Here is a 23456-nt window from a genome sequence, read left to right as displayed (position 1 = left end):
GCTCAGCTGGCTAGAGCAGCTGATTTGTAATCAGCAGGTCGTGGGTTCGAGTCCCTCTATCGGCTCTAAAACCATCACAGAAATGTGGTGGTTTTTTTTTGCTCCAAAAAAATAAATTCCAATTTTTTAAAATTCTAAATCTTGAGAAATTCCAATATTTAAAATTTCAAATTCCAAATTGCAATCTTTATCAAAGTTTAAACTTTGACAAAGGTTTGAGATGTAAAATAAAAATTCCAAATCCCATTTCGTGTTAAGAATTGGAATTTGGAATTTAAAACTTGGATCCAAACGATAGCGAACGGGCAAAACAATTTGGAATTTGGAATTTGTTTTTTGGAATTTTAAATTTTAAATATTGAAATTTAAAATTTATCTCCCCCATTTTTGGTGGGCTGCTGTAAATTGTCCTGAAGACATTGCAGCTAAAATTGAAAGTTCGCCAGTTAAACATAAAGCAATTGCAATTTCGGCAAATTTACCGCTTTTTCCTGCTCCGTAACAATCTAGAAGTTCAAGACATTCTCTTTGGGTTGGAAACGATGTTCCGCCGCCAACAGTTCCTACGATCATGTTGGGCATTGTGATGGCATAATAAATATCACCGTCTTCTGTAATTTCCATTCTGGTAAATGAAAGAGCAGCTTCACCTGTACAGGCTACATCTTGTCCGCAAGCAATAAACAAAGCAGCAAGCGCATTTGATGGATGCATTCCACTGCCTACTACGCCTGCTTTTTGGGCTCCTGTAACACATGCTTTCCATTGTTCGAACAATAACTCCGGAGTGGTCTTTAAAACCGATTTAACGACCTCTTTTTTTATTTCGATTTCTGCAGTAAGTTTTTTTCCGCGAACTCGAGTGTTTAAGGGGCTTATTTTTTTATCTCCCGAAAAATTACCTTCAATGGTCCAAAATACAGGTTTTATAGGGCAATTTTCTATTATATACTGGCATATTCTATCTGAACAAATAGTAACCATGTTTTGTCCTGAAGCATCGCCAGTAGAAAATTCAAATTTTAAGATTAGAACATTTCCTTCTATATTGATGCTAATATCATTTAAGATGGCGTAATTGCTGCTTTGTCGTGTTAGAATAGAAAAGGTTTCAGTATGATCTAAAACCCACGAGACAAATTTGCCTAATTCGATAACGGTTTTAAATTTAAAAGTTGGGGTTCTTTGTACACCTTCTTGAAGCGTAATAACCGTTATTGGTCCAGATTCTCTACAGGCTTTTGCGCCTCTATTGTAAGAGGCAAGCAATGCGCCTTCGGTGGTAGCAAGAGGAACATAGAAAGGTCCTTGAGCAACGCTTCCGTTTATTACCAATGGGCCGATAATTCCAGTAGGAATCTGGCTCATTCCAATGTAATTTTCAATGTTTCCTTTAAGGCTTTCATTGTTAGTAAATACTTTTTCGCCAGACAAGAAATCCAGATCTAAGTTTAATTGGTTACGAATAAAATTCAAACGCAATTTTTGACCATTTAAAGTGTAAGGGTCTTGGTCTGGAATTTTTTCTGCTTGGGAGTGTTTGTGATTGTAAGATTCTAATTTGTGAAAAACAGACGAATCTATAAAATCATGCTTAGGTCGACTGATGTTGCTGATTAAATTTTCCATAAATGTAGTTTTTTAGTTTAGAGCTAAGTTATTACAAATCAAGATAATAGCTATGTATATTCTGACAATTTAACTTTTAATTGTTTAATTATTAGATATTTATGAAAATAAAAATCAATCGCGAAAAAATGTGCGTAAAAAAATTCTGTTATTTCAAAAACAAAGTTTTTACAAAGCAAAAAAATGTGTCTGTTGCCTTTGGTTCACTACAACTTTGTAACGATTAATTATATGATTATTTTTTTTGTAAGAAAATTAGTTTATTTTGTATATTTACGCAAAAAAAATAATGGAAGAAAAATCAATTTTTGAAAAATTTGAAATGCAGTTTGATGAATCAGCTAAAGGCTTTCTAAAAGAAACTGCAAAATGGGCAAATGTCTTATCTATAATTGGATTTGTTGGAATTGGATTTATGGCTCTAGCAGCTATTTCTGGACTTTTGTCCTCTAATATTACAACATTAAATCTTGGTCCTTTAAATGGTATTACAGGAAAAGTAATTGCTTTAGTATATATAATCCTAATCGTTGTTTACTTTTTTCCAGTTTACTATTTAAATAAGTTCGCGGTAAATGTAAAGAAAGCATTTAGAGAAAACGACTCTCATACGCTTACGGAGTCTTTGAAGTACTTAAAATCTCATTTTAAGTATATAGCGGTTTTTACAATTTCTTTTATAGTCCTGTATATTTCTATAATTGTAATTGCGATAATTATAGCACTTGTAAAACATTCTTGATAGCAAATAAAAAAAGCCCTGAATTTTCAGGGCTTTTTTGTTGTGCTTGTAGATAAAATTATTTTTTTGTTTCAGTTGTTGCTTCCGCTTCAGTTTTGCTTTCAGCAGGAGCTTTTTGCTCTTCTTTTTTAATTTCAGCAACATATTTTGTCAATTTCTTTCCATAAAGCGATTGTGATACTTTTGGAGTCATCGATTTCTGTATCGTATCAAGAAACTTCAAATTGATATCATAAATCTCTGCTAAAGCTATATAAGGTGCTACTTCGTGATCTTTATTGTTGATAGCGAAGTTTGTAGCATACAAATATTTTCTTTTGATATTTGATTGCTGTTTTGCATCAAGACTGTCAAGAGCTTTTTGATCTTTTCTTTTTAAAGCTTTGAACTTTGCTTCAACCATAGATAAGTTCTCATCTCTAAAACGAGTGTTTATTTTTTGATATTCTTCGTATAATTCTTGGTTTTTAGAACCAGTAATTTTTGCGCCAGCAATGAAGTTGTCTAAATTAGTTTCGATATTAATATTTCCTGGTTCAGCAAAGAATAAAATGTTATTGTCTAATGAATTTGTTACACCTCGATCTAAATATAAATATAACATTTCAGGAGATTCTAATTTGATGTCTCTTTCAAAAGCAGAATTTCCGTCAATTTTAATGCTGTCAATGGCAACAAGAGAAGTGTCAACAATTCTTTGGATATATAAAGTTCCGGTTTTTAAACCTTTAATGTTTCCTGTGATATGTAAGTTATCAGCAGCTGTTTCTTTTTTGCTGCAAGATGCTAATACTGCAAGTGTAACAAAAGCAATTAATGTTTTTTTCATTGGTTTTTGAGATTTTGGGTGCAAAATAAAGAAAATAGTTTAAATGTAAAGAGGCAGGTGTTTTATTTTTATAAAAAAAATAAATCCCAATCTATTTCTAAATTGGGATTTAAAGTCATGTAGGAAAAGGTCTTACATTGATAAATTGAATGAAGAACCATTCTCGTGCGTGTATGTGTAAAGTGCATCACAGTCATTATTTCCGTAATCTATCACACCGTTTAAAATACCTCCTTGAACTTTTAATTGTCCTTTAGAGATAAATAAGCATGAATATTTTTTAATAAGCGGTTCTTTTACTGTTAAAGTAAGTGATTCTCCATTTGAAGCCGTTACTGTATGCGTTCCTTCTGTAATTTCGTACACATTATCAGATAAAACAAGTGGTGTATCTACACCTGCTGTTTGTTTTGTAGTATAAATTCCTGAGTTGGTATAAACTGATCCTTGTAAATCAGTTAGTTTACCATTTGTAACTTTTCTAGTCCATTGCGGTACAGTTGGAACAGTTGTAGTATTGACATATTCAATAGTCCCTTCAAGCTTAATGCCTTTTATAGAGTAGTCAATTCTTTCAATTGTCATTTTGCTTCCAGTTTCAGTAATTGGTCCAGAAAGTGTAACTTTTAGTTTTCCTTTTCGTGTAAGATTGTTCGCGTCTGTACATCCTGCAGTTCCAAAATCGGCTAAAAAGACTTTAGGATATCCTCCTCCGTTTGTTGTAACCGTAATTGTTGCGCAAATTCCGGGAGCTGTCTCGGCGGTTTTTCCAGTTGTTGAGGTGCTTGTACTGACTAAAAGACCAGTGTTAAGATCCATTTCGTTTGAAGTGTCAACAGCAACTGAAGCTCCAATACTTGTTAAGCTTGTTGAAACGGTATCTTCATGATTATCGCTTGAACAAGAAACGTATAAAAGTGCTGTAGCACAAATAGCTGTCAATAAAATAGCAGTTTTTTTCATAATGAGGGTTTTGTTTTTGGATTAGATTAATAAGGCAATCAAATGTAATAAAAAAATAAATTACAATTGAAAAATCCTGTAATGGTTATTTTACAGGATTTTAGAACGGTTTTTTGAAGAAAAAATTATCAATAGAAAATTTATAATTTTAATGAGGTTTATAATAACTGCTTTTTAGCTTCTTTTATTTTTTTGAATTTTCCTAATCAAAGTGATTTGAAAATTCTTATGCTTTTTGTTCCTCAACTCCTTTTGTTGCGTAGTCTAAATATCCGAAAATAGAATAATCTACAAACATATTGCCTGTTAAATCTGGCACATCTTGTTTGTCTCTAATTCCGTTCGGATAATCTAATTTCTCTATAAAAGAGCTTAAATAATACCCAATTTGATCATCTTTCTTATTTTTTGCTATGTCTAAAATTACCCCGACAACTAATTTAGAAAGTTCAACTACAGCACCACTTACGGGATTAGATGTTTTCGCTAACACTTCAATACCTTTTGTTATGACATTAATGTTTGAATCGGTTAAAACGGCTTTAATTAATGCGGCATTATCTCGCATTTTTTTATCCAATTCAACTCCAACTATTTGCCAGCTAAAATCTTGTGGTATTTTATCGTCTTTATAAACAATATAACCTGTATCGCCAAAAGTGATGATGCTTTTGTCTTTTACTTTGTAAATTGTCATTAATATTCTTGATTGGATAACCCGGGAAACAGAATCTTTTATGATTTCCTTTTTTCTGTTTTCGTCATTAGTTTCAAAAAACTCATTCAAATTTGGAAAGCTATCACTGGACTGATTTATAAAACTCATAAATTGTATTTCTCCTTTTCCAATCAGATCTCCATTTTTAATAATTCTTAACTTGTTTAATCTAACGTAGAACATATTTTAAAGATTTAATCGCCTACTCGTTTTAGGATTTTTGGCTGGCTCCTCTCGATTTTTTAATGGTTTTAAATTATTGCGCGCTTGCTTTTTTAGATTAATTAAAACAAGATTAAAAGTAAAAGATTAATTTGGATTTAAGATAAGGGTAACTACTTGATTTTTAGATAATAAAAAAAATCCTGCAAAACTTAATTTGCAGGATTTCTGAATGCTTGTTTTTCGAATGATTATTTAATCATTTCAAAACTTCTCTTAACAAACGCAGTAAGCGCTTCACCTTTTAATAGGTTTTGAGATAATTTAGCTAAATCTAAAGCTTGTTTAACTAAATGCTCTTGGTGCGTTTTGTCTTCAGTATTTAAAATGCTTGAAGCCAAGTCAGAATTTGTGTTCACAACCAAATTGTACATTTCTGGCATATTGCCCATTCCGAACATTCCGCCACCACCAGTTTGGCTCATTTCTTTCATTCTTCGCATAAATTCTGGTTGCGTGATAATAAAAGGAGCTGCTTGAGAATCCATAGCTTCTAGCTGAACGCTATATGCTTTTGGAATATAAGCTTCTAAAGAAGTTTTTAAAGCTGCTTTTTCGTCATCTGATAATTTAGAAATAGTGTTTTCGTCTTTTTTGATTAAGTTATCAATATGGTCAGAATCTACACGTACAAAAGTTACATCTTTATTATCGTTTTCAATTTTCTGGATTAAATGCGAGATAATCGGAGAATCTAAAAGCAATACTTCGTAACCTTTGTCTTTTGCTGCTTCAATGTAAGAGTGCTGAGCATCTTTGTTTCCAGCATAAAGAACTACAAGTTTACCATCTTTATCCGTTTGGTTTTCTTTTAGTTTTTCTTTCAATTCATCTAAAGTGAAATATTTGTCATCTACAGTTGGGTACAAAACAAATGCACCTGCTTTTTCGTAGAATTTCTCTTCAGAAAGCATTCCGTATTCTAAAACGATTTTAATATCATTCCATTTTGCTTCAAAATCTGCACGATTTTCGTTAAATAAAGCTTTTAATTTATCAGCTACTTTACGAGTAATGTAATTCGAAATTTTCTTAACCGCGCCGTCAGCCTGTAAACCAGAACGAGAAACGTTTAACGGAATATCTGGAGAATCGATCACACCTTTTAACATCGTCAAGAATTCAGGAACAATTCCTTCTACGTTATCTGTAACGTAAACTTGGTTTTGGTACAACTGGATTTTGTCTTTCTGAATCTGCATGTCGCTTCCTAATTTCGGGAAATACAAAATACCAGTTAAGTTAAACGGATAGTCTACATTTAAGTGAATGTGGAATAATGGATCTTCAAATTGCATTGGATACAATTCTCTGTAGAAGTTTTTATAGTCTTCATCAGATAATTCAGAAGGTTGTTTTGTCCAAGCTGGATTTGGGTTATTGATGATGTTGTCAGTTTCAACAGTTTCATTAACGTAGTCTTCTGGAGCATCCTCTGGTTTTGGAAGCGTTTCAGTTCTTGTTCCGAATTTAATCGGAATAGGCATGAATTTGTTGTATTTGTTTAATAAACCACTGATTTTAGAATCGTCTAAGAACTCTAAAGAATCTTCAGCAATGTGAAGAATGATTTCAGTTCCGCGTGAAGTTTTGTCAGCTGGTTCTAACGTGAACTCAGGACTTCCATCACATGTCCAATGCGCTGCTGGCTCATCCTTGTACGATTTTGTAATGATTTCAACTTTTTCAGCCACCATAAAAGCTGAGTAGAAACCAAGACCAAAATGTCCGATAATTCCAGAATCTTTAGCAGAATCTTTGTATTTGTCCAAAAATTCCTCAGCACCCGAAAAAGCTACTTGATTAATGTATTTTTCAACTTCATCAGCCGTCATACCTAAACCTTGGTCGATAATGTGGATTTTTTTACCTTCTTTATCCACTTTTACTTCGATAATCGGGTTTCCGTATTCAACTTTAGCTTCGCCAATGCTGATAAGGTGTTTTAATTTTAAAGTAGCATCAGTACCATTCGAAACAAGCTCACGCAAGAAAATTTCATGGTCGCTGTACAAGAACTTTTTAATTAAAGGAAAAATGTTTTCTACTGAAACATTAATTTTACCTGTTGCCATATTTTTTATTTTTTGATTTAATTTGATGATTTTCATTTATTCAAATAGAATACCAATTGTTTTTTGGGTGACAAAATGTCGGAAATGTTAATTTTGAAAGAAAATAAATGGATTGTAAAACAAAAAATATCTGAACGAATCGTATATTTGTGGTACAATAATTGTTAAAAAGACAAATATTAATCTAAAAAAATTGTACAAAATGAAGAAGAGTATTTTAATGTGCATGATTGCCGCTCTGTTTTTTGCGTGTAAATCATCGTCGTCCACTACAGCTTCATCTTCTGAGGCTACTACACTTTCAACTAAACTTGACAAGAAAACTCAAGTAGCTTTAAAGGGGAATTGGGTTCTTACCAATGTATCTTATCCTGGTTCAGATTATATCAAAGTAAATTCATTTGATCTTGCCGATTCTAAATGTTTCATTGGAAGTACTTGGAGCTTTATTTCAAATAATAATAAAGGAAACATGGCTTTAACATCACCAAGTTGTACTGGATTTTCTTCTCCAATTGTATGGAGCATTAACGATCAAGGGATGTTTGTTCTTAAAATTCTTAATGCAGGCGAAAAAGCTAAGAAAGTAAGAGATGGTTATTTGCTAAAAGTTGCTGGAGTGACAGAAAGTTCATTTCAGTTAGTAGACAATATAAATGTTGGAGGTCAGGTAAAAGATGTGGTCTACCAATTTCAAAGAGCTAATTAATATTTTAAAGGTATAAAAAATGAGAAAGATAACGGTTTTAGGATTAAGTAGTTTACTAGTATTAGCTAGCTTTTTTACAAGTTGCGATTCAGTAAAAAATGCAAATAACACACAAAAAGGAGCAGGAATTGGTGCTGTGGCAGGTGGTGTTATTGGTGGTATTTTAGGAAATAATATTGGTCGAGGCGGTAACGCTGCACTAGGAGCTGTAATTGGAGCTGCTGTAGGTGGTGGAACTGGAGCTTTGATTGGAAACAAAATGGACAAACAAGCTCGTGAAATCGACCAAGCGCTTCCAGGTGCTGATGTTGAAAGAGTTGGTGAAGGAATTCACTTGACTTTGAACGAAAATGCTGTTCGTTTTGATACTAACAAATCAACTTTAACTGCTCAGGCAAAAGCTAATTTAGATAAATTGATTCCTGTATTCACTGAGTACGGAGACACTAATATTGAAATTTTTGGTTATACTGACAATACAGGAAAACCAGAATACAACTTGACACTTTCAGGACAAAGAGCTGCGTCTGTTCAAGCTTATTTAGTTGCTAAAGGATTAAAAGCGAGTCGTTTCAAAACTTCAGGTTTAGGAATTGCAGATCCAATTGCAACAAATGATACTCCAGAAGGAAGAGCGCAAAACCGTCGTGTTGAATTCTCAATCACAGCAAACGACAAAATGGTAAATGACGCTAAAGCGGAAGCTGGAAAATAATTTCAAAACAAAATAGAATATTAAAAAAGCTGTTTCATAATTGAAGCAGCTTTTTTTGTTAATGATTTTTTTATTTTAATTTTTTATAAAAAGCATAAACTTGATTACAATTTTCAATGACATTTTCTAAATCATTTTCTTTTAAAAAAGTTTCTATAACAATTGCATCTTCGGGATTATTCTTGACAGACAAATATTTTAAAAACCAATATTGATAATCGTTCAATTCGTTAATTTCTTCTGCTTTAATTGCTGAGATTTTTTTGTTCAGCTTTTCAAAATCAAAGCGATATGCTAATTCGTAAAGGACCAAAAGCTCCAGTTTTTGTTTCTTTTGTAAATAGTTTTCGTCACTTTTCTTTAATTCATCTTTAGCATCTTTTAAATATTCATTAGCAACACGAACTATTCTTCCTTTAATATTGTTATTTACTAATAGAGAATAATTGTAATATTTCTGCGCTATCCGAATAGCTGTATTGTATTTTTGAGTTTGGTAGAAACCAATTAATTCTGTGGCTAAATATTCTGTAGATAAACTATATTGTATTAATTCTCTTTTTAAATCAGAAGCAGTTTGATAACCTGTAAATTGATGAATAATTTTTCCGTTAGGATCAATAATAAATATACTGGGAAGAAGCCTAATCTGGTATTTAAAAGCAATGTCCCGATTCATATCGACATCTATTTTTAAGGTTACAAAATCTTTAAGAATTGTCTGAATCTGGACATCATTCCAAGCATTTAAATCCATTTGCTTGCAAGGACCACACCATTTTGCAGTAAAATCTACAAGTATAAGTTTGTGTGTGCTTAAAGCCGCCTTTTGGGCATCTTCCATAGAAGTAAACCACGCTGCCTCAACTCTATATGATGTAAAAAGCATTACTATTAAAGGGAGCAATTTTTTCATAAGTTAATTATAAATTTCAAACAAATGAAGTAAAAAAAAGATTACAAATAAAATTTCAATGTTAATTTTTTGATTTATTTTCTCACAATAAAGTAGCTTAATATAAGTTTCTTAATTGAAGCAGCTTTTTTTTGACTTTAGAAATTAAACATTGTAAATTTGACGTCTCATATTACAACTCATGCTCGACATACAAAATATATCTTTTTCGTACACCGAAAGCCCCGTTATAAAAAACATTTCTTTTTCTATTGAAAAAGGCCAGAACATTGCCATTATAGGTGAGAGTGGCTGCGGAAAAAGTACGCTTCTCAAGCTTATATATGGACTTTATGATTTGGACGAGGGAAGCATTTTTTATGGTGACAAGCCTGTATTAGGACCAAAATTTAATTTGATTCCTGGAATGCCTTATATGAAATATCTGGCACAAGATTTTGATTTATCTCCTTATGAAACAGTTGCAGAAAACGTAGGTAAGTTTCTATCAAATGGTTTTGCAAACATGAAAAAACTTCGTGTTCAGGAATTGTTAGAGATGGTAGAAATGGATCAGTTTGCTCATGTTAAAACCAAATTTTTAAGTGGTGGACAACAGCAAAGAGTGGCGCTGGTAAGAGTTTTGGCTTTAGAACCAGAAGTAATTTTGTTAGATGAGCCATTCAGTCAGATTGATGCTTTTAGAAAAAATGCTTTGCGCCGTAATTTATTTCGTTACTTAAAACAAAAAGGAATCACCTGCATTATTGCAACTCACGATAGTACTGATGCTTTGTCTTTTGCAGATCAGGCAATCGTAATGCGTAATGGGGAAGTTTTAGTTAAAGATGATCCTTCAAAAATATATGAAGATCCGCAAATTAAGTATGTTGCTTCTTTGTTTGGAGAAGTAAATGAAATTCCGACTCATCTATTATTATCATACGAAGACGAAACCCATAAAACTTTAGTTTATCCGCATCAGTTTAAAATGGTTTCAGAATCAAAACTAATGGTGAAAATTAGAAGAACTTATTTTAGAGGAAGTCATTATTTGATTGAAACGGTATATAAGAGGCAATTAATTTTCTTTGAAAGTGAAATAGATTTACCGCTCGAACAAGAAGTGTTTTTGGCTTTAAATTATTTATAATTAAGGAATGTGTCAATTAGAAAATTAGATAATTTCTAATTGTTAAAATAACAAACCCGACAGATTTTAAAAAAAACTGTCGGGTTTACTTTTGGAATCAAACTATGAATTTAGTTTTTCAGATATTTTTCTAAAAATTGATCTTGTTCCCAAAGCAAATGAAGAATATTTTCTTTAGCCACGTAACTGTGAGATTCTTTTGGTAAAATAACCATTCTTGCAGGTGCTCCTAAACCTTTTAATGCTTGAAAATAACGCTCAGTTTGCAAAGTGAAAGTTCCAGGATTATTGTCTGCTTCTCCGTGAACCAATAAAATTGGTGTTTTCATTTTTTCTGCATTCATAAATGGAGACATTGTGTTGTAAACTTCTGGTGCTTCCCAGTAATTTCTTTGTTCAGATTGGAATCCGAACGGGGTTAACGTTCTGTTGTAAGCACCGCTTCTTGCAATTCCGCAAGCAAAAAGATCGGAATGAGTTAATAAGTTTGCTGTCATAAATGCTCCGTAAGAGTGTCCTCCTACAGCCACTTTTTTACGGTTAATATAACCTAAAGCATCCACCGCATCAATAGCCGCTGCTGCATTATCAACTAACTGAGAAATGAAGTTGTCGTTTGGCTCTGTAGTTCCTTCACCAATAATTGGAAAAGCGGCATCATCCAAAACAACATATCCTTTTGTAACCCAGTATACAAACGATCCATAATAAGGAAATGTAAATTCGTTAGAATTTTGAGTCGATTGTGAAGCGCTATTTCTATCTTTATATTCTGCTGGGTAAGCCCAAATTAATAACGGAAGCTTCTCTTTTCTTACTTTATCATAACCTGCAGGAAGATATAAAGTTCCTGAAAGTTCTAATCCGTCTTTACGTTTGTATTTGATAACTTCTTTGCTAACATTTTTAATGCTTTCAAACGGATTTTTAAAATCTGTAACTTGTGTTAAGCTGTTTTGTTTTTTGATATTTCTAAAATAGTAATTTGGATATTCACTTTTTGACTGAATTTGAACTAAGACTTTTCCAGACTTAAAATCTTCGATTTCTAAAATATCCTCTTTTTTATCTTTATAAGGAGAAGTATAAATACGTTTTGATTTTAAAGTTTCCAGATTGAATTCGTCAACAAAAGGAAATTGACCGTCTTTTGTATAGCCTTCACCAATTCTGTAAAGATTATTTTTCTCAACAGCTAAAACATATTTATTGTAAGCATTTTTTCTTGTTTCGAAAACTCCAGGATCTGAATAAACATCCTGAGAATTTCTATCCGTAATCAATTTTGGTTGCTGGCTTGGATTTGAGGGATTTATCAAAAATGTTTTAGTATTTCTAGTATCGTACCATTCTTCTGATAGAACCGCTAGATTATCATTTCCCCAAGTAATTTCGCTAAAACGCTGTGGTGTTTTTGCTAATGAAGAAGCTTCTTTGTCGAATGGTGCATCCCAAAGAAAAACTTCATCTCTAAAATCAACTTTATTTGCTGGGTCACCTTCGTCTAAAGCTACAACATAAGATAATGTTGCAGGTTTGTCGTCTCTCCAAGTCATTTCTCTTTTTCCTTTTCGAACAGCCATAAAGCCTTTTGGCATAATTTCGTTTAAAGGAACGTCATTTACTGTTTTGATTTCTCTTCCGCTTAAATCGTAAACAACAGTTTTTGAAGGAAATCTATACAAAGGAACTACATAAGAAAATGGTTTCTGAATGGTAGTCAACATGATGTAATTGCCGTCTGGCGAGATTTTCTCTCCAAAATACATAGCCGCTTCCTTGTATAAAGCCGCATCGCCATTTAGTTTTACTTTGTATAATTCAGAAGTTATACAGTTCTCAAAATTAGCTTCGTCGTTTTTGTTTTTCAGCATATCAGGATAAGTTCTATTTTGAGATTTCTCTCCTGAAGTGTTTGAAATAATTGGGCCAGTTGGCAGATCTTTTTTAGAATCTAAAAGTGGCTGTCTATTTTTAGGAAGCATTTTTACTAAGATAGTTTCGCTGTCCAAAAACCAGCTAAACGGACTTCCAAGATTTGCATTTACTCTAGCTTCTGTAAGTTTTTCAGCCTGTGCAGTTGCTACATCCAAAACCCAAAGCTCAACTCCAGAATTTGTAGTGTGGGAGAATAAGATTTTTTTGTCGTTTGGCGACCAAAGAATGTTTGTTATTTTTGGGTTTTCAGGAAGGCCTTTAACCTGAATTTCTTCCTTAGCGTTTATTTTTCTTAGTTTTAGATTGTTTAGGTAGGTTGCAGTACTTGAGATATTAGTAATAGGATTAATTCTTAAACCTGCTAAACGAACTTCGTCTTGATTGAGATCATCGAGTGTTTTATAAGTATTGCGATACATTAAGAGCATGTTTTCTTTTTTTGTATCCATAGATACAGAAGGTGCTCTTTGGTAATCTGCCAAATCCAAAATAGATTTAGAAGGTTTTTGATAAGTTAGGTTCTCTTGAGCAAAAGAGCAAAAACTTATATTTAAAAATAAAAACAGCGTAACCTTTAATTTCATAGTTTAAATTTTAGGGTTTGTAATAGTATTCAAAATGTTTGTCTAAAATACTTTTATGTTGTTACATCTTGTATCTGATTTTTAATTTTTTTCAATATTTCTGTCTTAATATTGCCTTTTCAAGAAGTAAATGATGATAAGTCACCGTAGAATTGAAATATATTAAATTGCTAATAACGAAAAAAATAGTATTTTGTGTACGTATATTTTAAAGTATGCGTAAATTTGCAATCCAAATTTTTAATAAATAATAATAGATTATGTATCATTCAAAAATAGCTGGTTTAGGATATTATGTTCCTTCCAATGTCGTAACTAACGATGATTTGTCTAAGATAATGGATACCAATGATGAATGGATTCAGGAAAGAACCGGGATTCAAGAAAGAAGACACATTATTCGTGGAGAAGACACTACGACTTCAATGGGAGTAAAAGCAGCTAAAATTGCAATAGAGCGTTCTGGTGTTGCCAAAGAAGATATTGATTTTGTAGTTTTTGCTACATTAAGTCCAGATTATTATTTTCCAGGACCAGGTGTTTTGGTTCAAAGAGATTTAGGTTTAAGAACAGTTGGAGCATTAGATGTTAGAAATCAATGTTCTGGTTTTGTTTATGCGCTTTCTGTTGCAGACCAATATATTAAAACCGGTATGTATAAAAATATTTTGGTTATTGGTTCTGAAGTTCACTCTACAGGATTGGATATGACAACTCGTGGACGTGGAGTTTCTGTAATTTTTGGTGATGGAGCAGGAGCGGCAGTTTTAAGCCGTGAAGAAGATTTGACAAAAGGGATCTTGTCAACTCATTTGCACTCAGAAGGTGAACATGCTGAAGAGTTGGCGTTGCAAGCACCAGGAATGGGAGCGCGCTGGGTAACAGATATTGTTGCTGATAACGATCCAAACGATGAAAGTTATTATCCATATATGAATGGACAATTTGTGTTCAAAAATGCTGTAGTTCGTTTTGCAGAAGTAATCAATGAAGGACTAGAAGCAAATGGTCTGCAAGTTTCAGATATTGATATGTTAATTCCGCATCAAGCAAACTTGAGAATTTCGCAATTCATTCAAAACAAATTCAAATTGACAGACGATCAAGTTCATAATAATATCCAAAAATACGGAAATACAACGGCGGCGTCTATTCCGATTGCTCTGACAGAAGCTTGGGAACAAGGAAAAATCAAATCTGGAGACACTGTAGTTTTAGCAGCCTTCGGAAGCGGATTTACTTGGGCAAGTGCTATTATTAAATGGTAAAATAATCATCTTACATTTATATTTTTTAAAACCTGCTTCTATATTTGGAGCAGGTTTTTTTTATAAATTGCGTACTCAAACCTAACAGGTTTTTAAAACCTGTTAGGTTTCATTTGGAGAAAAACTATTTAAATCAAAATGAAAAAAAATCAACTGGAAATAGCTTGTTTTAATTATGAATCGGCATTAATTGCTCAAGCAAATGGCGCGGATAGAATTGAGCTATGTGAAAACATGAAACTGGGCGGAACAACACCAAACTCAATTTTAGTGGTAAAGGTCCGTGAAAGTCTTGATATAAAAATGCACGTCATTATTAGACCTCGTGGTGGCGATTTTGTTTATTCGGATGAAGAGCTTACCGAAATGAAGCAAGATATTAAGCAATATAAAAAATTGGGGGTCGACGGTTTTGTGTTTGGAATCTTAAAGGAAAACGGAAAAATAAGTAAAAAGCAAAATAAAGAATTAGTCCATCTAGCGCATCCGTTGCCGTGTACATTTCATCGTGCCTTCGACGTCGTAAAAAATCCTGAAAAATCTTTGGAGTCTGTAATTGATTGCGGTTTTAAAACCATTCTAACTTCTGGTCAGGGAATAAATGTAGAAGAAGGAATTGACGCTTTAGCGAGACTTCAAGAATTGGCTGGTGATAGAATAGAAATTATGCCTGGAGGCGGTTTGCGATCTTCAAACATTAAATTGCTTCAAGAAAAATTAGATTTAACGTTCTATCATTCCTCAGCAATAACAGATAATTCTGAAACGGCAAATCCTGAAGAAATAAAAGAATTACGCAATTTTTTATAGTTTTCCATAAAACAAAAAAAGTCTGGAGGTGGCAATCTCCAGACTTTTTTTCTACAAAAAATTATTCAAAAATTATTTAAAATCTTCTCAGGCTTAGAACATTCCGCCTCCGCCTTTGTTAGTATTGTCGTCTCTTTGTTTACGCTGTAAATTTTTGATTTTTCCACCACCAAAGTTGTAAGTCAAACCAAAATATACTGTTTGGCTTTCCCATGTAAACTGACCCGCTTGAGGATAAGGATTTAATGTGTCGAAAGCATATTTCATAGTATTGAAAACGTCATTGAAACGAACACTTAAATTCATTTTATTATCTAGCAACGTATAGCGTGTACCAATGTCCATTTTGTACATTTCGTGGCTATTGTTCTGTAGCCCATCTGTTGCACCTCTATAGAATCCAAAAGCTAAGAAACTTAGACGTTTGTTTACTTTAAAATTAGAGTTCATACGTCCATTAAATGCAGCAACAGTAACGGTTTTATTCGTTGGGCCAATTTTATTTTCTTCTGGAATAAAGGCATATATAACTCCTGATTGGTCAATGCTAGAAAAATCAATCGACGGTTGAATATCCCACCATTTTGTGATTTTATAATTGAATGACATTTCAAATCCGTAAGCTGTATTATGATCAAAATTTGTAAAACTCATGATCTGCTTTTGCCCGCTTGCATCCGTAGGATCTGGATATAAAATTCTGCTGATTTGATCATTAATGCTTCTCACAAAAACACCCGCTGTAAAACTTCCTTTTTCAAGGGTTTTAGTATAATTTAACTCGACAGAATTGGTAAACTGAGGTCTTAAATCAGGATTTCCTATTGAAGTCACTAATGGAGTAGCAAATTCACGAATAGGCTTTGTCTGCTCTAAACTCGGACGGTCAACACGACGGCTGTAGCTTAACTGTAAAGTATTTTTTTCAGTAATATTGTATGTTAAATAAGCAGATGGATACAAAGTAATGTAATCATCATCAAATTTATCTTTACCATAATTTAAGTTGGCTTGAACCTTATAACTTTCAAAACGCGCACCTACTTGATAGCTTAGTTTTTTGAATTTTTGCCCAAATGTTACATAAGCAGAATAAATATCTGTGTCATAAGTATAGTGAGACGTTTGATCTGCAATAGGTAGCGAAGGATTTCCAGTAATATAATCGTTTTCTGTTCTGGTAATTCTTGCTTCAGCACCAGCTTCAAATGTTGTCTTTTCGTTTAACGGATTAACGTAATCTACGTTTACTGTGCTTAATTTTCGGGTTCCTTTCAAATAATCTTCATAGAAGACGTTTCCTGCAGTATTGTCTGTTTTTGTCGTTTCAGTATCAAAAGAAGCATTTTGGGTTTCTTTGTTATCGCTATAGTTTGCTTCAAAATCTAAAGTGTGACCTTCTTTTTTAAAGATGTGTTTGTATGCCAAATTGTATGTTCCAACTTGATCTGGTCCCCAATATCTTGATTTTTGGAAAATGTTAGAAATATCAGAACCAGTTACATTATTGTAATCAATATTAGTGTCTACATAACCTTTTCCGTTAGATTTATTTTGGTTGGTATAAATAGATAAAGTATTGTGATCATCAATTAAATAATCCATTCCAATTTTGTACAAATATGAATCGTTATCATTTAAAACATTAATTTTTTGCACAATATCTTCATCAAATCTTTGGATAAAACCTTTGTTGTGGTATGTTCCAAAATTTTGCCCTACATTTCCGAAGAAATTTACTTTTCCAGTTTTGTAGTTCAAATCTAAAGACTGATTGTATTTTGCAGTTTCGCCAAAAGTGATACCGCCACTGTAAGTTCCGTTAAAACCAGTATTGGCATTTTTATGCAAGACAATATTAATAATACCAGACATTCCTTCTGGATTGTATTTTGCACTTGGATTTGTAATCAACTCGATTTTTTTAATAGAAGTCGACGGAATTTGTTTCAACAACTGAGCAGGATCGATATTTGTAGGGCGTCCGTCAATTAATACACGCACATTGTCATTTCCGCGAAGCGAAAGTTTTCCATCCTGATCTACGTTCACAGAAGGAATATTATTCATAATATCAGATGCAGAAGCTCCAGCGGTTGTTAAGTCTTTACCAACAGTAACTACTTTTCTGTCAATTTTTTGTTCAATTGTAGAACGTTCTGCGATAATGTTAACACCTTTAAGTTGAGTAGCCTCTTCTTCAAGCGCAACATTTACGGTTGCAGTTTTTTTGTTTTCACTCAAAAGAACAGATCCAATATATTTTCTAAAACCGATATACTGAATTTCGATAGTGTAGCTTTTTAAAGCAATATTTTTAAATGAAAAGTCTCCGTTATCGTCTGTGTTTACGCCAGAAACCACTTTTCCATTTTCTTTAAGCGAAACTGTCGCGTAAGAAATCGGTGCATTGTTCGACTTTTCTGTAATTTTTCCAGAAACACTTCCAGTATTCTGGGCCTGTGCAGTTGCGATTATCCCTAATAACGCAAACAGAAAGAATTTTAATTTCATGATTTTTTACTGATTATTTTTGATTTGATTGATGATGATTTCGTTTTGTTAGCTTTTCTCTTTTTGTTTTTCCTGACTTCAAAAAAAAATAAAGTCTCTATTAAGACTCTTTTACGGTTGATATGTTACAAGAAATTTCAGAAAAAAGCATATTTTTTTTCTCATTGGCTGTTTTATAATAGATTAGCCTTTTGGTTTTTTGATAATTTTAACAATTAATATTTATGCTTTTTTGTCAAATTGAAACTCTTTTCTTGAATTTAATATGTTTTTGATTTTCTCTAATTGATGAATAAGCAGTATCTTTGCTCACTTTAAAATAAGTTTACATGTCATTATCACAAATTCTTACACCTTCTATACAAAAAGCAATACAAGCATTATTTGACGTTACTGTTGATAAAATCGAGTTTCAAACTACTAGAAAAGAGTTTGAAGGAGATATTACAATGGTAATTTTCCCTTTGCTAAAAGTGATTAAAAGTAATCCGGCTGAATTGGGAAATAAAATTGGAAACTATCTAGTAGAAAATGTTTCTGAAGTTGCTCGCTTTAATGTGGTTTCTGGCTTCTTGAATATTGTGATTTCAGACATTTATTATGTAAATTTCTTTAACGGAATAAAAGATCAAAAACAATTTGGTTTTATTGCTTCGAACCCAGAAGAAAAAGCAGTAATGGTAGAATATTCTTCTCCAAATACCAACAAACCTTTGCACTTAGGACACGTTCGTAACAATTTGTTAGGATACTCTGTTGCAGAGATTTTAAAAGCTTCTGGTAAAAAAGTCTACAAAACGCAAATTATCAACGACAGAGGAATTCATATCTGTAAATCGATGTTGGCTTGGGAGAAATTCGGAAACGGAGAAACTCCTGAAACTTCTGGTTTAAAAGGTGATAAACTGGTTGGGAAATATTATGTTGAGTTTGATAAAGCTTACAAAAATGAAATTAACGGCTTAATCGAAATTGGTAAAACAGAAGATGAAGCCAAAAAGCAAGCGCCGATTATTATCGAAGCGCAAGATATGCTTAAGAAATGGGAAGCTGGTGATGAAAAAGTGATTGCACTTTGGAAAAAAATGAACGAATGGGTTTATGAAGGTTTCGCAACCACTTACACCAATCTTGGAGTTAATTTTGATAAATATTATTACGAAAGCAACACTTACCTTTTAGGAAAAGATGTTGTACAAGTAGGTTTAGATAAAGGCGTTTTCGAAAAAGATCCAGACGGTTCTGTTTGGATAGATTTGACAGACGAAGGTCTTGACCGTAAAATTGTGTTACGTTCAGACGGAACAGCGGTTTACATGACACAAGATATCGGAACAGCAATTCAGCGTGTAAAAGATATGCCGGATGTTGGAGGAATGGTTTACACGGTAGGGAATGAGCAGGATTATCACTTTAAAGTTTTATTCTTAATCCTTAAAAAATTAGGTTTTGACTGGGCTTCAAGTTTATATCACTTATCATACGGAATGGTTGATTTACCATCTGGAAAAATGAAAAGCCGTGAGGGAACGGTTGTAGATGCTGATGATTTGATGCAAGATATGACCGATACAGCAAAACAGATTTCAGAAGATTTAGGAAAACTAGATAGCTATTCTGACGAAGAAAAAGCGAAATTGTATAAAACAATTGGATTAGGAGCTTTGAAATATTACATTTTGAAAGTAGATCCTAAAAAACGTATTTTATTTAACCCAGAAGAATCTGTTGATTTTGCTGGAAATACAGGTCCTTTTATTCAATACACATACGCAAGAATTCAATCGATAATCCGTAAAGCTGATTTTGATTTTTCTAATAAAATTGAAATCGAAGAATTGCATGAAAAAGAGAAAGAATTGGTGAAACAAATCGAACTTTTCCCTGAAGTAATTCAAAACGCTGCTCAAAATCATAGCCCGGCATTAATTGCCAATTATACTTATGATTTAGTAAAAGAGTATAACTCTTTTTATCAGTCAGTTCATATTTTAGGAGAAGTTGATTTAACTAAAAAGATATTCAGAGTACAGCTTTCTCAAAAAGTTGCCGAAGTGATTAAATCTGCATTTCAATTATTAGGAATTGAAGTTCCTGAGAGAATGTAAGAATTAAAAATACATACAATAAGTAGAAAGCCAGTAGTTTTAAAACTATTGGCTTTTTTTATTGCTTTTTTGACTTTCAGAAGTAATATGAAAGAATATACTTCTTTTATTTTGCTCCTGTAAAAATAAATATAATAGTTTTAGTAATTAACTCATTGCTGAATAGGAGTCTAACATGAGTGTTTCTAAGCTTTTTAAGATATTTTCCTATTATTATTTTTAACTATTTTGAATTAGTAAGCTTTTAGAAAAAAATATAAAAGGAATCAAAACCGTATGGATCTACAATCTATGCGGTTTTTTATTTTGTAAGTAAAATATTTCAAATTAGTATGTTAATTAGTGATTAATTCTTGTTAAAATTATTTTAATTTTTTAAGTTCGCCCTCTCTAATTAAAAAAACAAAATAATGAAACAAAAATTTAAAGGATTGACAATTCTTGTGTTTCTTCTTTTTACGCAAGTATTTTTTGCACAAGAGAAAACAATATCGGGAATTGTCTCAGATGGAAGCGGACCTATTCCGGGTGCGAATGTTGTGGTAAAAGGAACCAGCAATGGTGTTCAAACTGATTTTGATGGAAAATATAAGATAAAGGCAAAGACAGGTGATGTTTTGGTCTTTTCTTACATGGGAATGAAAGATCAGACTATTACTGTTGGGAATTCATCTTCTGTAAATGTTAAATTGCAAGAAGGAGGTGAGCAATTGGAAGAAGTTGTGGTACAGGTGGCTTATGGTAAGGCAAAAAAAGGTACATATACAGGATCTGCTACACAAATTAAATCAGAGCAACTAGAAAATAGACCTTTAACCAATGCTCTTTCTGTTTTAGAAGGGAGTACTTCAGGAGTTCAAATTCAAAGCTCAGCAGGTCAGCCAGGAGCCGCGCCCGAGGTAAGAATAAGAGGTTTTAGTTCAATTAATGGCTCAAACACTCCTTTGTATATTGTAGATGGCGTTCCTTACGCCGGAGATATTAGCAATTTAAATTCAAGTGATATTGAAAGTTTAAGCGTTTTAAAAGATGCTTCTTCTACATCTTTATATGGTTCAAAAGCAGCAAATGGTGTAATCATAATCACTACAAAATCAGGAAAGTCACAAAAGGATAAATTTTCGCTTAATTTAAGTACGGGAATGACTTCTCGATCTATTAAAGATTATAAAAGAGTAAATGCTTTAGATTACTATCCTTTAGAATGGGAAGCTATTAGAAATAGTCGTCCAATGAGCAATCAAGCAGAGATTGATGCAGCAAATATTTATGCATCCGCAAGAGTTCCTGTTGTATTAGTGACAAACCCATTTAATGTTCCAAACGGAAGTATAGTTGGAACCGATGGGAAATTAAATCCTGATGCAAAGTTATTGTATCCTGAAGATCTTGATTGGGCTAAACAATTAGAGAGAGCTGGAGTTCGTAAGAATGTGGATTTTTCTTATCAGGGAAAATCTGAAAAATCGAACTACTTTGCTTCTTTAGGTTATTTGGATGAAGAAGGATACATACAAAAATCTGGTTTCGAAAGAACAACGGGAAGATTGAACCTAAATACAAGTTTAAAAGAATGGTTTAAAACAGGTGTAAATCTATCTGGAACTTTAACGAATTCAAAATTAGGTACTGATGGAGTAGAAAATACAAGCTCTTTTAAAAATCCATTTAGAACTATTAGAACAATGGGACCAATTTATCCTGTTTTCGATCATACAGCAAACGGAGATTATGTACTTGATGTAAATGGTGATCGCGTTTATTCGACTGTTCGTGGATCAGGGGCTTCCAATGGACGTAATGTTGTTTATGAAACTTTAAATGATACTGATGTAGTAAAAGGATTAGCTCTTTCAGCGCGAACTTTTTTTGAAATTTCATTTACTAAGGATTTAAAATTTACAACAAATGCTTCTATTGACAAAACATATCGAAACAGAACTTATTCCTATAATACTGAAATTGGAGATGGGGCGCCAACTGGATTGATGGCAAAAGAAGATAAAATTTTAACTGGAATTACATACAACCAATTATTGAATTACTCGAAGAAAATCGGAGAACATTCATTCAATGTATTATTAGGACATGAAAGTTTCGATTATGAGACAAATTGGACCAGTAGCAGTAAAACAGGTCAAGTAGCCCCAGACATTATTGAATTTGTTAATTATGCAACAACTACTGGTTTGACTTCTTATACAAGAAATTATGCCACAGAGTCATATTTTTCAAGAGCTAGCTATGATTATATGAGTAAGTATATTTTTTCGGCATCATTAAGAAGAGATGGATCTTCAAAATTTTCTGAGAATAATCGTTGGGGCAACTTTTGGTCTTTAGGTGGAGCTTGGGTAATTTCTAAAGAGAATTTCTTAAAGGATCACTCTTGGCTTAATGATTTAAAATTTAGAGCTTCAATTGGGCAAGTTGGAAATGATTCTCATATAATTGGCGATACGAATGATGCAGGAGCAAAAATTAATGGATTAAATTATTATGTTAGTCAGCCTACCTATAGTTTAGGTTATGATAATGGAAGTGAAGGTGGTATTGTTACTTATGCTGCAGCCGCGCCAGATTTAAAATGGGAGGTTAATACTCAAAAAGATATTGCTGTAGAGTTTAGCTTGTTCAAAAACAGATTAAAAGGGAGTGTAGAGTATTATAATAGAAATACTGATGGGTTAATTTTTTCAGTACCTAATCCATTATCTTCTGGTTTAGACAATAGGGTAGAAAATATTGGTTCTATGGTCAATAAAGGATTTGAAATTTCACTAGATGGTGTTATCGTTAAAGCCAAAGATTTTTCTTGGAGTTTAAATGTTAATGCATCAACAATTAATAACAAAATTACAAATCTTCCGCAGGGAGAAATTATTGATGGAAGCAAAAAACTTTCTGTAGGACATTCTATATATGACTATTGGTTAAGAGACTGGTATGGTGTTGATTCTTCAGATGGTTATGCATTATTTGTTGCAGATCCAAAATTTGTAAATTCGAGTGATACTTCAATAAGAGTTGTAAATGGTATAAATGTGACTACAGATCAAAATAAAGCATTGTACCATTACGCAGGTTCAGCTATTCCAGATTTGTTTGGAAGTTTTGGAAATACATTTAAGTATAAAGGACTTCAGTTAGATGTAGTATGTACTTACCAAATTGGTGGTCAAATGTATGATACTAATTATGCGACTTTAATGCATACAGGTAATAATTATGGGTCTGCTTTAAGCACAGACATTTTTAGAAGATGGCAGAAGCCTGGTGATATAACTGATGTACCTCGATTGGACGTTAATAGAAATACTCCTGCAAGTGCAGCTTCTGATAGATGGTTAATAGGTTCTGATTATTTATCATTAAGACAAGTCAATTTATCATATAAAGTACCTTCAGAGTTTATATCAAAATTCGAAATTGATAATGCTTCAGTTTATATAAACGGAGAAAATTTAATGCTGTTTACAAAGCGTCAAGGGATGGATCCAACTCAAACTTTTAATGGAACGACTCAAAATAGATATATACCATCTCGAGTAATTTCATTAGGAGTGAATTTAAATTTTTAATAT

16 protein-coding genes are annotated in these 23456 nt (G+C 32.7%); 8 read left to right on the top strand and 8 right to left on the bottom strand.

Annotated elements, in window-relative coordinates; genetic code table 11:
- Window positions 1-372: 372 nt before the first annotated feature.
- The gene (locus DMB71_RS02215; protein WP_111363268.1) at window positions 373-1629 is read right to left on the bottom strand and encodes a hydroxymethylglutaryl-CoA reductase; all 1257 of its coding nucleotides are present in this window, start codon (window positions 1627-1629) and stop codon (window positions 373-375) included.
- 289 nt (window positions 1630-1918) lie between these two features.
- Between DMB71_RS02215 and DMB71_RS02210 the strand changes: the two genes are divergently transcribed.
- Window positions 1919-2371 carry a hypothetical protein gene (locus DMB71_RS02210; RefSeq protein WP_111363266.1) on the top strand — a complete coding sequence of 151 codons (453 nt, stop codon included), beginning with the start codon at window positions 1919-1921 and terminating at the stop codon, window positions 2369-2371.
- A 58-nt stretch (window positions 2372-2429) separates the two neighbouring features.
- Here DMB71_RS02210 and DMB71_RS02205 read toward each other — a convergent pair whose 3' ends face one another.
- The 4 genes from DMB71_RS02205 to htpG all read right to left on the bottom strand — a co-directional run bounded on the left by DMB71_RS02205 (window position 2430) and on the right by htpG (window position 7178).
- Window positions 2430-3200 (bottom strand): DUF4369 domain-containing protein, encoded by a 771-nt coding sequence (locus DMB71_RS02205; protein ID WP_111363264.1) that lies wholly within the window; start codon window positions 3198-3200, stop codon window positions 2430-2432.
- A 132-nt stretch (window positions 3201-3332) separates the two neighbouring features.
- The gene (locus DMB71_RS02200) at window positions 3333-4163 is read right to left on the bottom strand and encodes a hypothetical protein (RefSeq protein ID WP_111363262.1); all 831 of its coding nucleotides are present in this window, start codon (window positions 4161-4163) and stop codon (window positions 3333-3335) included.
- Window positions 4164-4389: 226 nt separating this feature from the next.
- Window positions 4390-5064, bottom strand: a complete 675-nt coding sequence (locus tag DMB71_RS02195) for a hypothetical protein (protein ID WP_111363260.1) — start codon at window positions 5062-5064, stop codon at window positions 4390-4392.
- Between the two features lie 230 nt (window positions 5065-5294).
- Window positions 5295-7178: a molecular chaperone HtpG gene (gene htpG, locus DMB71_RS02190; RefSeq protein ID WP_111363276.1), complete on the bottom strand. Its 1884-nt coding sequence runs from the start codon at window positions 7176-7178 to the stop codon at window positions 5295-5297.
- 202 nt (window positions 7179-7380) lie between these two features.
- Between htpG and DMB71_RS02185 the strand changes: the two genes are divergently transcribed.
- Both DMB71_RS02185 and DMB71_RS02180 read left to right on the top strand, forming a co-directional pair.
- On the top strand, window positions 7381-7887 hold the full coding sequence (locus DMB71_RS02185) for a lipocalin family protein (protein ID WP_111363258.1): 507 nt from the start codon (window positions 7381-7383) through the stop codon (window positions 7885-7887).
- 19 nt (window positions 7888-7906) lie between these two features.
- On the top strand, window positions 7907-8602 hold the full coding sequence (locus DMB71_RS02180; RefSeq protein WP_111363257.1) for an OmpA family protein: 696 nt from the start codon (window positions 7907-7909) through the stop codon (window positions 8600-8602).
- A 70-nt stretch (window positions 8603-8672) separates the two neighbouring features.
- Here DMB71_RS02180 and DMB71_RS02175 read toward each other — a convergent pair whose 3' ends face one another.
- Complete coding sequence (locus DMB71_RS02175; RefSeq protein WP_111363256.1) at window positions 8673-9518, bottom strand: thioredoxin family protein; 846 nt, start codon at window positions 9516-9518, stop codon at window positions 8673-8675.
- Window positions 9519-9699: 181 nt separating this feature from the next.
- Between DMB71_RS02175 and DMB71_RS02170 the strand changes: the two genes are divergently transcribed.
- Window positions 9700-10650, top strand: a complete 951-nt coding sequence (locus tag DMB71_RS02170) for an ABC transporter ATP-binding protein (protein WP_111363254.1) — start codon at window positions 9700-9702, stop codon at window positions 10648-10650.
- A gap of 110 nt (window positions 10651-10760) precedes the next feature.
- On the opposite strand, the gene DMB71_RS02165 is transcribed toward DMB71_RS02170, so the two are convergent.
- Window positions 10761-13172 carry a S9 family peptidase gene (locus DMB71_RS02165; protein WP_111363252.1) on the bottom strand — a complete coding sequence of 804 codons (2412 nt, stop codon included), beginning with the start codon at window positions 13170-13172 and terminating at the stop codon, window positions 10761-10763.
- A gap of 260 nt (window positions 13173-13432) precedes the next feature.
- On the opposite strand from DMB71_RS02165, the gene DMB71_RS02160 reads away from it, so the two are divergent.
- On the top strand, window positions 13433-14440 hold the full coding sequence (locus DMB71_RS02160; protein WP_111363250.1) for a 3-oxoacyl-ACP synthase III family protein: 1008 nt from the start codon (window positions 13433-13435) through the stop codon (window positions 14438-14440).
- Window positions 14441-14578: 138 nt separating this feature from the next.
- On the top strand, window positions 14579-15250 hold the full coding sequence (locus DMB71_RS02155; protein WP_111363248.1) for a copper homeostasis protein CutC: 672 nt from the start codon (window positions 14579-14581) through the stop codon (window positions 15248-15250).
- Between the two features lie 93 nt (window positions 15251-15343).
- Here the strand turns inward: DMB71_RS02155 and DMB71_RS02150 are convergent, their stop codons facing one another.
- A complete protein-coding gene (locus DMB71_RS02150) occupies window positions 15344-17764 on the bottom strand; it encodes a TonB-dependent receptor domain-containing protein (protein WP_111363246.1) in 2421 nt (806 codons plus the stop codon).
- 329 nt (window positions 17765-18093) lie between these two features.
- Between DMB71_RS02150 and argS the strand changes: the two genes are divergently transcribed.
- Window positions 18094-19872, top strand: a complete 1779-nt coding sequence (argS, locus tag DMB71_RS02145) for an arginine--tRNA ligase (RefSeq protein WP_111363244.1) — start codon at window positions 18094-18096, stop codon at window positions 19870-19872.
- Between the two features lie 410 nt (window positions 19873-20282).
- Window positions 20283-23453, top strand: coding sequence for a SusC/RagA family TonB-linked outer membrane protein (locus DMB71_RS02140; RefSeq protein WP_111363242.1), 3171 nt, complete (start codon window positions 20283-20285; stop codon window positions 23451-23453).
- Window positions 23454-23456: the final 3 nt, after the last annotated feature.

Origin of the sequence: Flavobacterium tistrianum, from assembly GCF_003254545.1 — a bacterium.
Lineage (GTDB): Bacteria > Bacteroidota > Bacteroidia > Flavobacteriales > Flavobacteriaceae > Flavobacterium > Flavobacterium tistrianum.
This window is presented reverse-complemented; position numbering and strand designations above follow the sequence as displayed.

Coding starts and splice junctions, on each gene's coding strand:
- DMB71_RS02215 (WP_111363268.1), bottom strand. CDS start 1,629: ATGGAAAATTTAATCAGCAACATCAGTCGACCTAAGCATGATTTTATA.
- argS (WP_111363244.1), top strand. CDS start 18,094: ATGTCATTATCACAAATTCTTACACCTTCTATACAAAAAGCAATACAA.
- htpG (WP_111363276.1), bottom strand. CDS start 7,178: ATGGCAACAGGTAAAATTAATGTTTCAGTAGAAAACATTTTTCCTTTA.
- DMB71_RS02175 (WP_111363256.1), bottom strand. CDS start 9,518: ATGAAAAAATTGCTCCCTTTAATAGTAATGCTTTTTACATCATATAGA.
- DMB71_RS02155 (WP_111363248.1), top strand. CDS start 14,579: ATGAAAAAAAATCAACTGGAAATAGCTTGTTTTAATTATGAATCGGCA.
- DMB71_RS02185 (WP_111363258.1), top strand. CDS start 7,381: ATGAAGAAGAGTATTTTAATGTGCATGATTGCCGCTCTGTTTTTTGCG.
- DMB71_RS02160 (WP_111363250.1), top strand. CDS start 13,433: ATGTATCATTCAAAAATAGCTGGTTTAGGATATTATGTTCCTTCCAAT.
- DMB71_RS02140 (WP_111363242.1), top strand. CDS start 20,283: ATGAAACAAAAATTTAAAGGATTGACAATTCTTGTGTTTCTTCTTTTT.
- DMB71_RS02150 (WP_111363246.1), bottom strand. CDS start 17,764: ATGAAATTAAAATTCTTTCTGTTTGCGTTATTAGGGATAATCGCAACT.
- DMB71_RS02200 (WP_111363262.1), bottom strand. CDS start 4,163: ATGAAAAAAACTGCTATTTTATTGACAGCTATTTGTGCTACAGCACTT.
- DMB71_RS02180 (WP_111363257.1), top strand. CDS start 7,907: ATGAGAAAGATAACGGTTTTAGGATTAAGTAGTTTACTAGTATTAGCT.
- DMB71_RS02205 (WP_111363264.1), bottom strand. CDS start 3,200: ATGAAAAAAACATTAATTGCTTTTGTTACACTTGCAGTATTAGCATCT.
- DMB71_RS02195 (WP_111363260.1), bottom strand. CDS start 5,064: ATGTTCTACGTTAGATTAAACAAGTTAAGAATTATTAAAAATGGAGAT.
- DMB71_RS02165 (WP_111363252.1), bottom strand. CDS start 13,172: ATGAAATTAAAGGTTACGCTGTTTTTATTTTTAAATATAAGTTTTTGC.
- DMB71_RS02210 (WP_111363266.1), top strand. CDS start 1,919: ATGGAAGAAAAATCAATTTTTGAAAAATTTGAAATGCAGTTTGATGAA.
- DMB71_RS02170 (WP_111363254.1), top strand. CDS start 9,700: ATGCTCGACATACAAAATATATCTTTTTCGTACACCGAAAGCCCCGTT.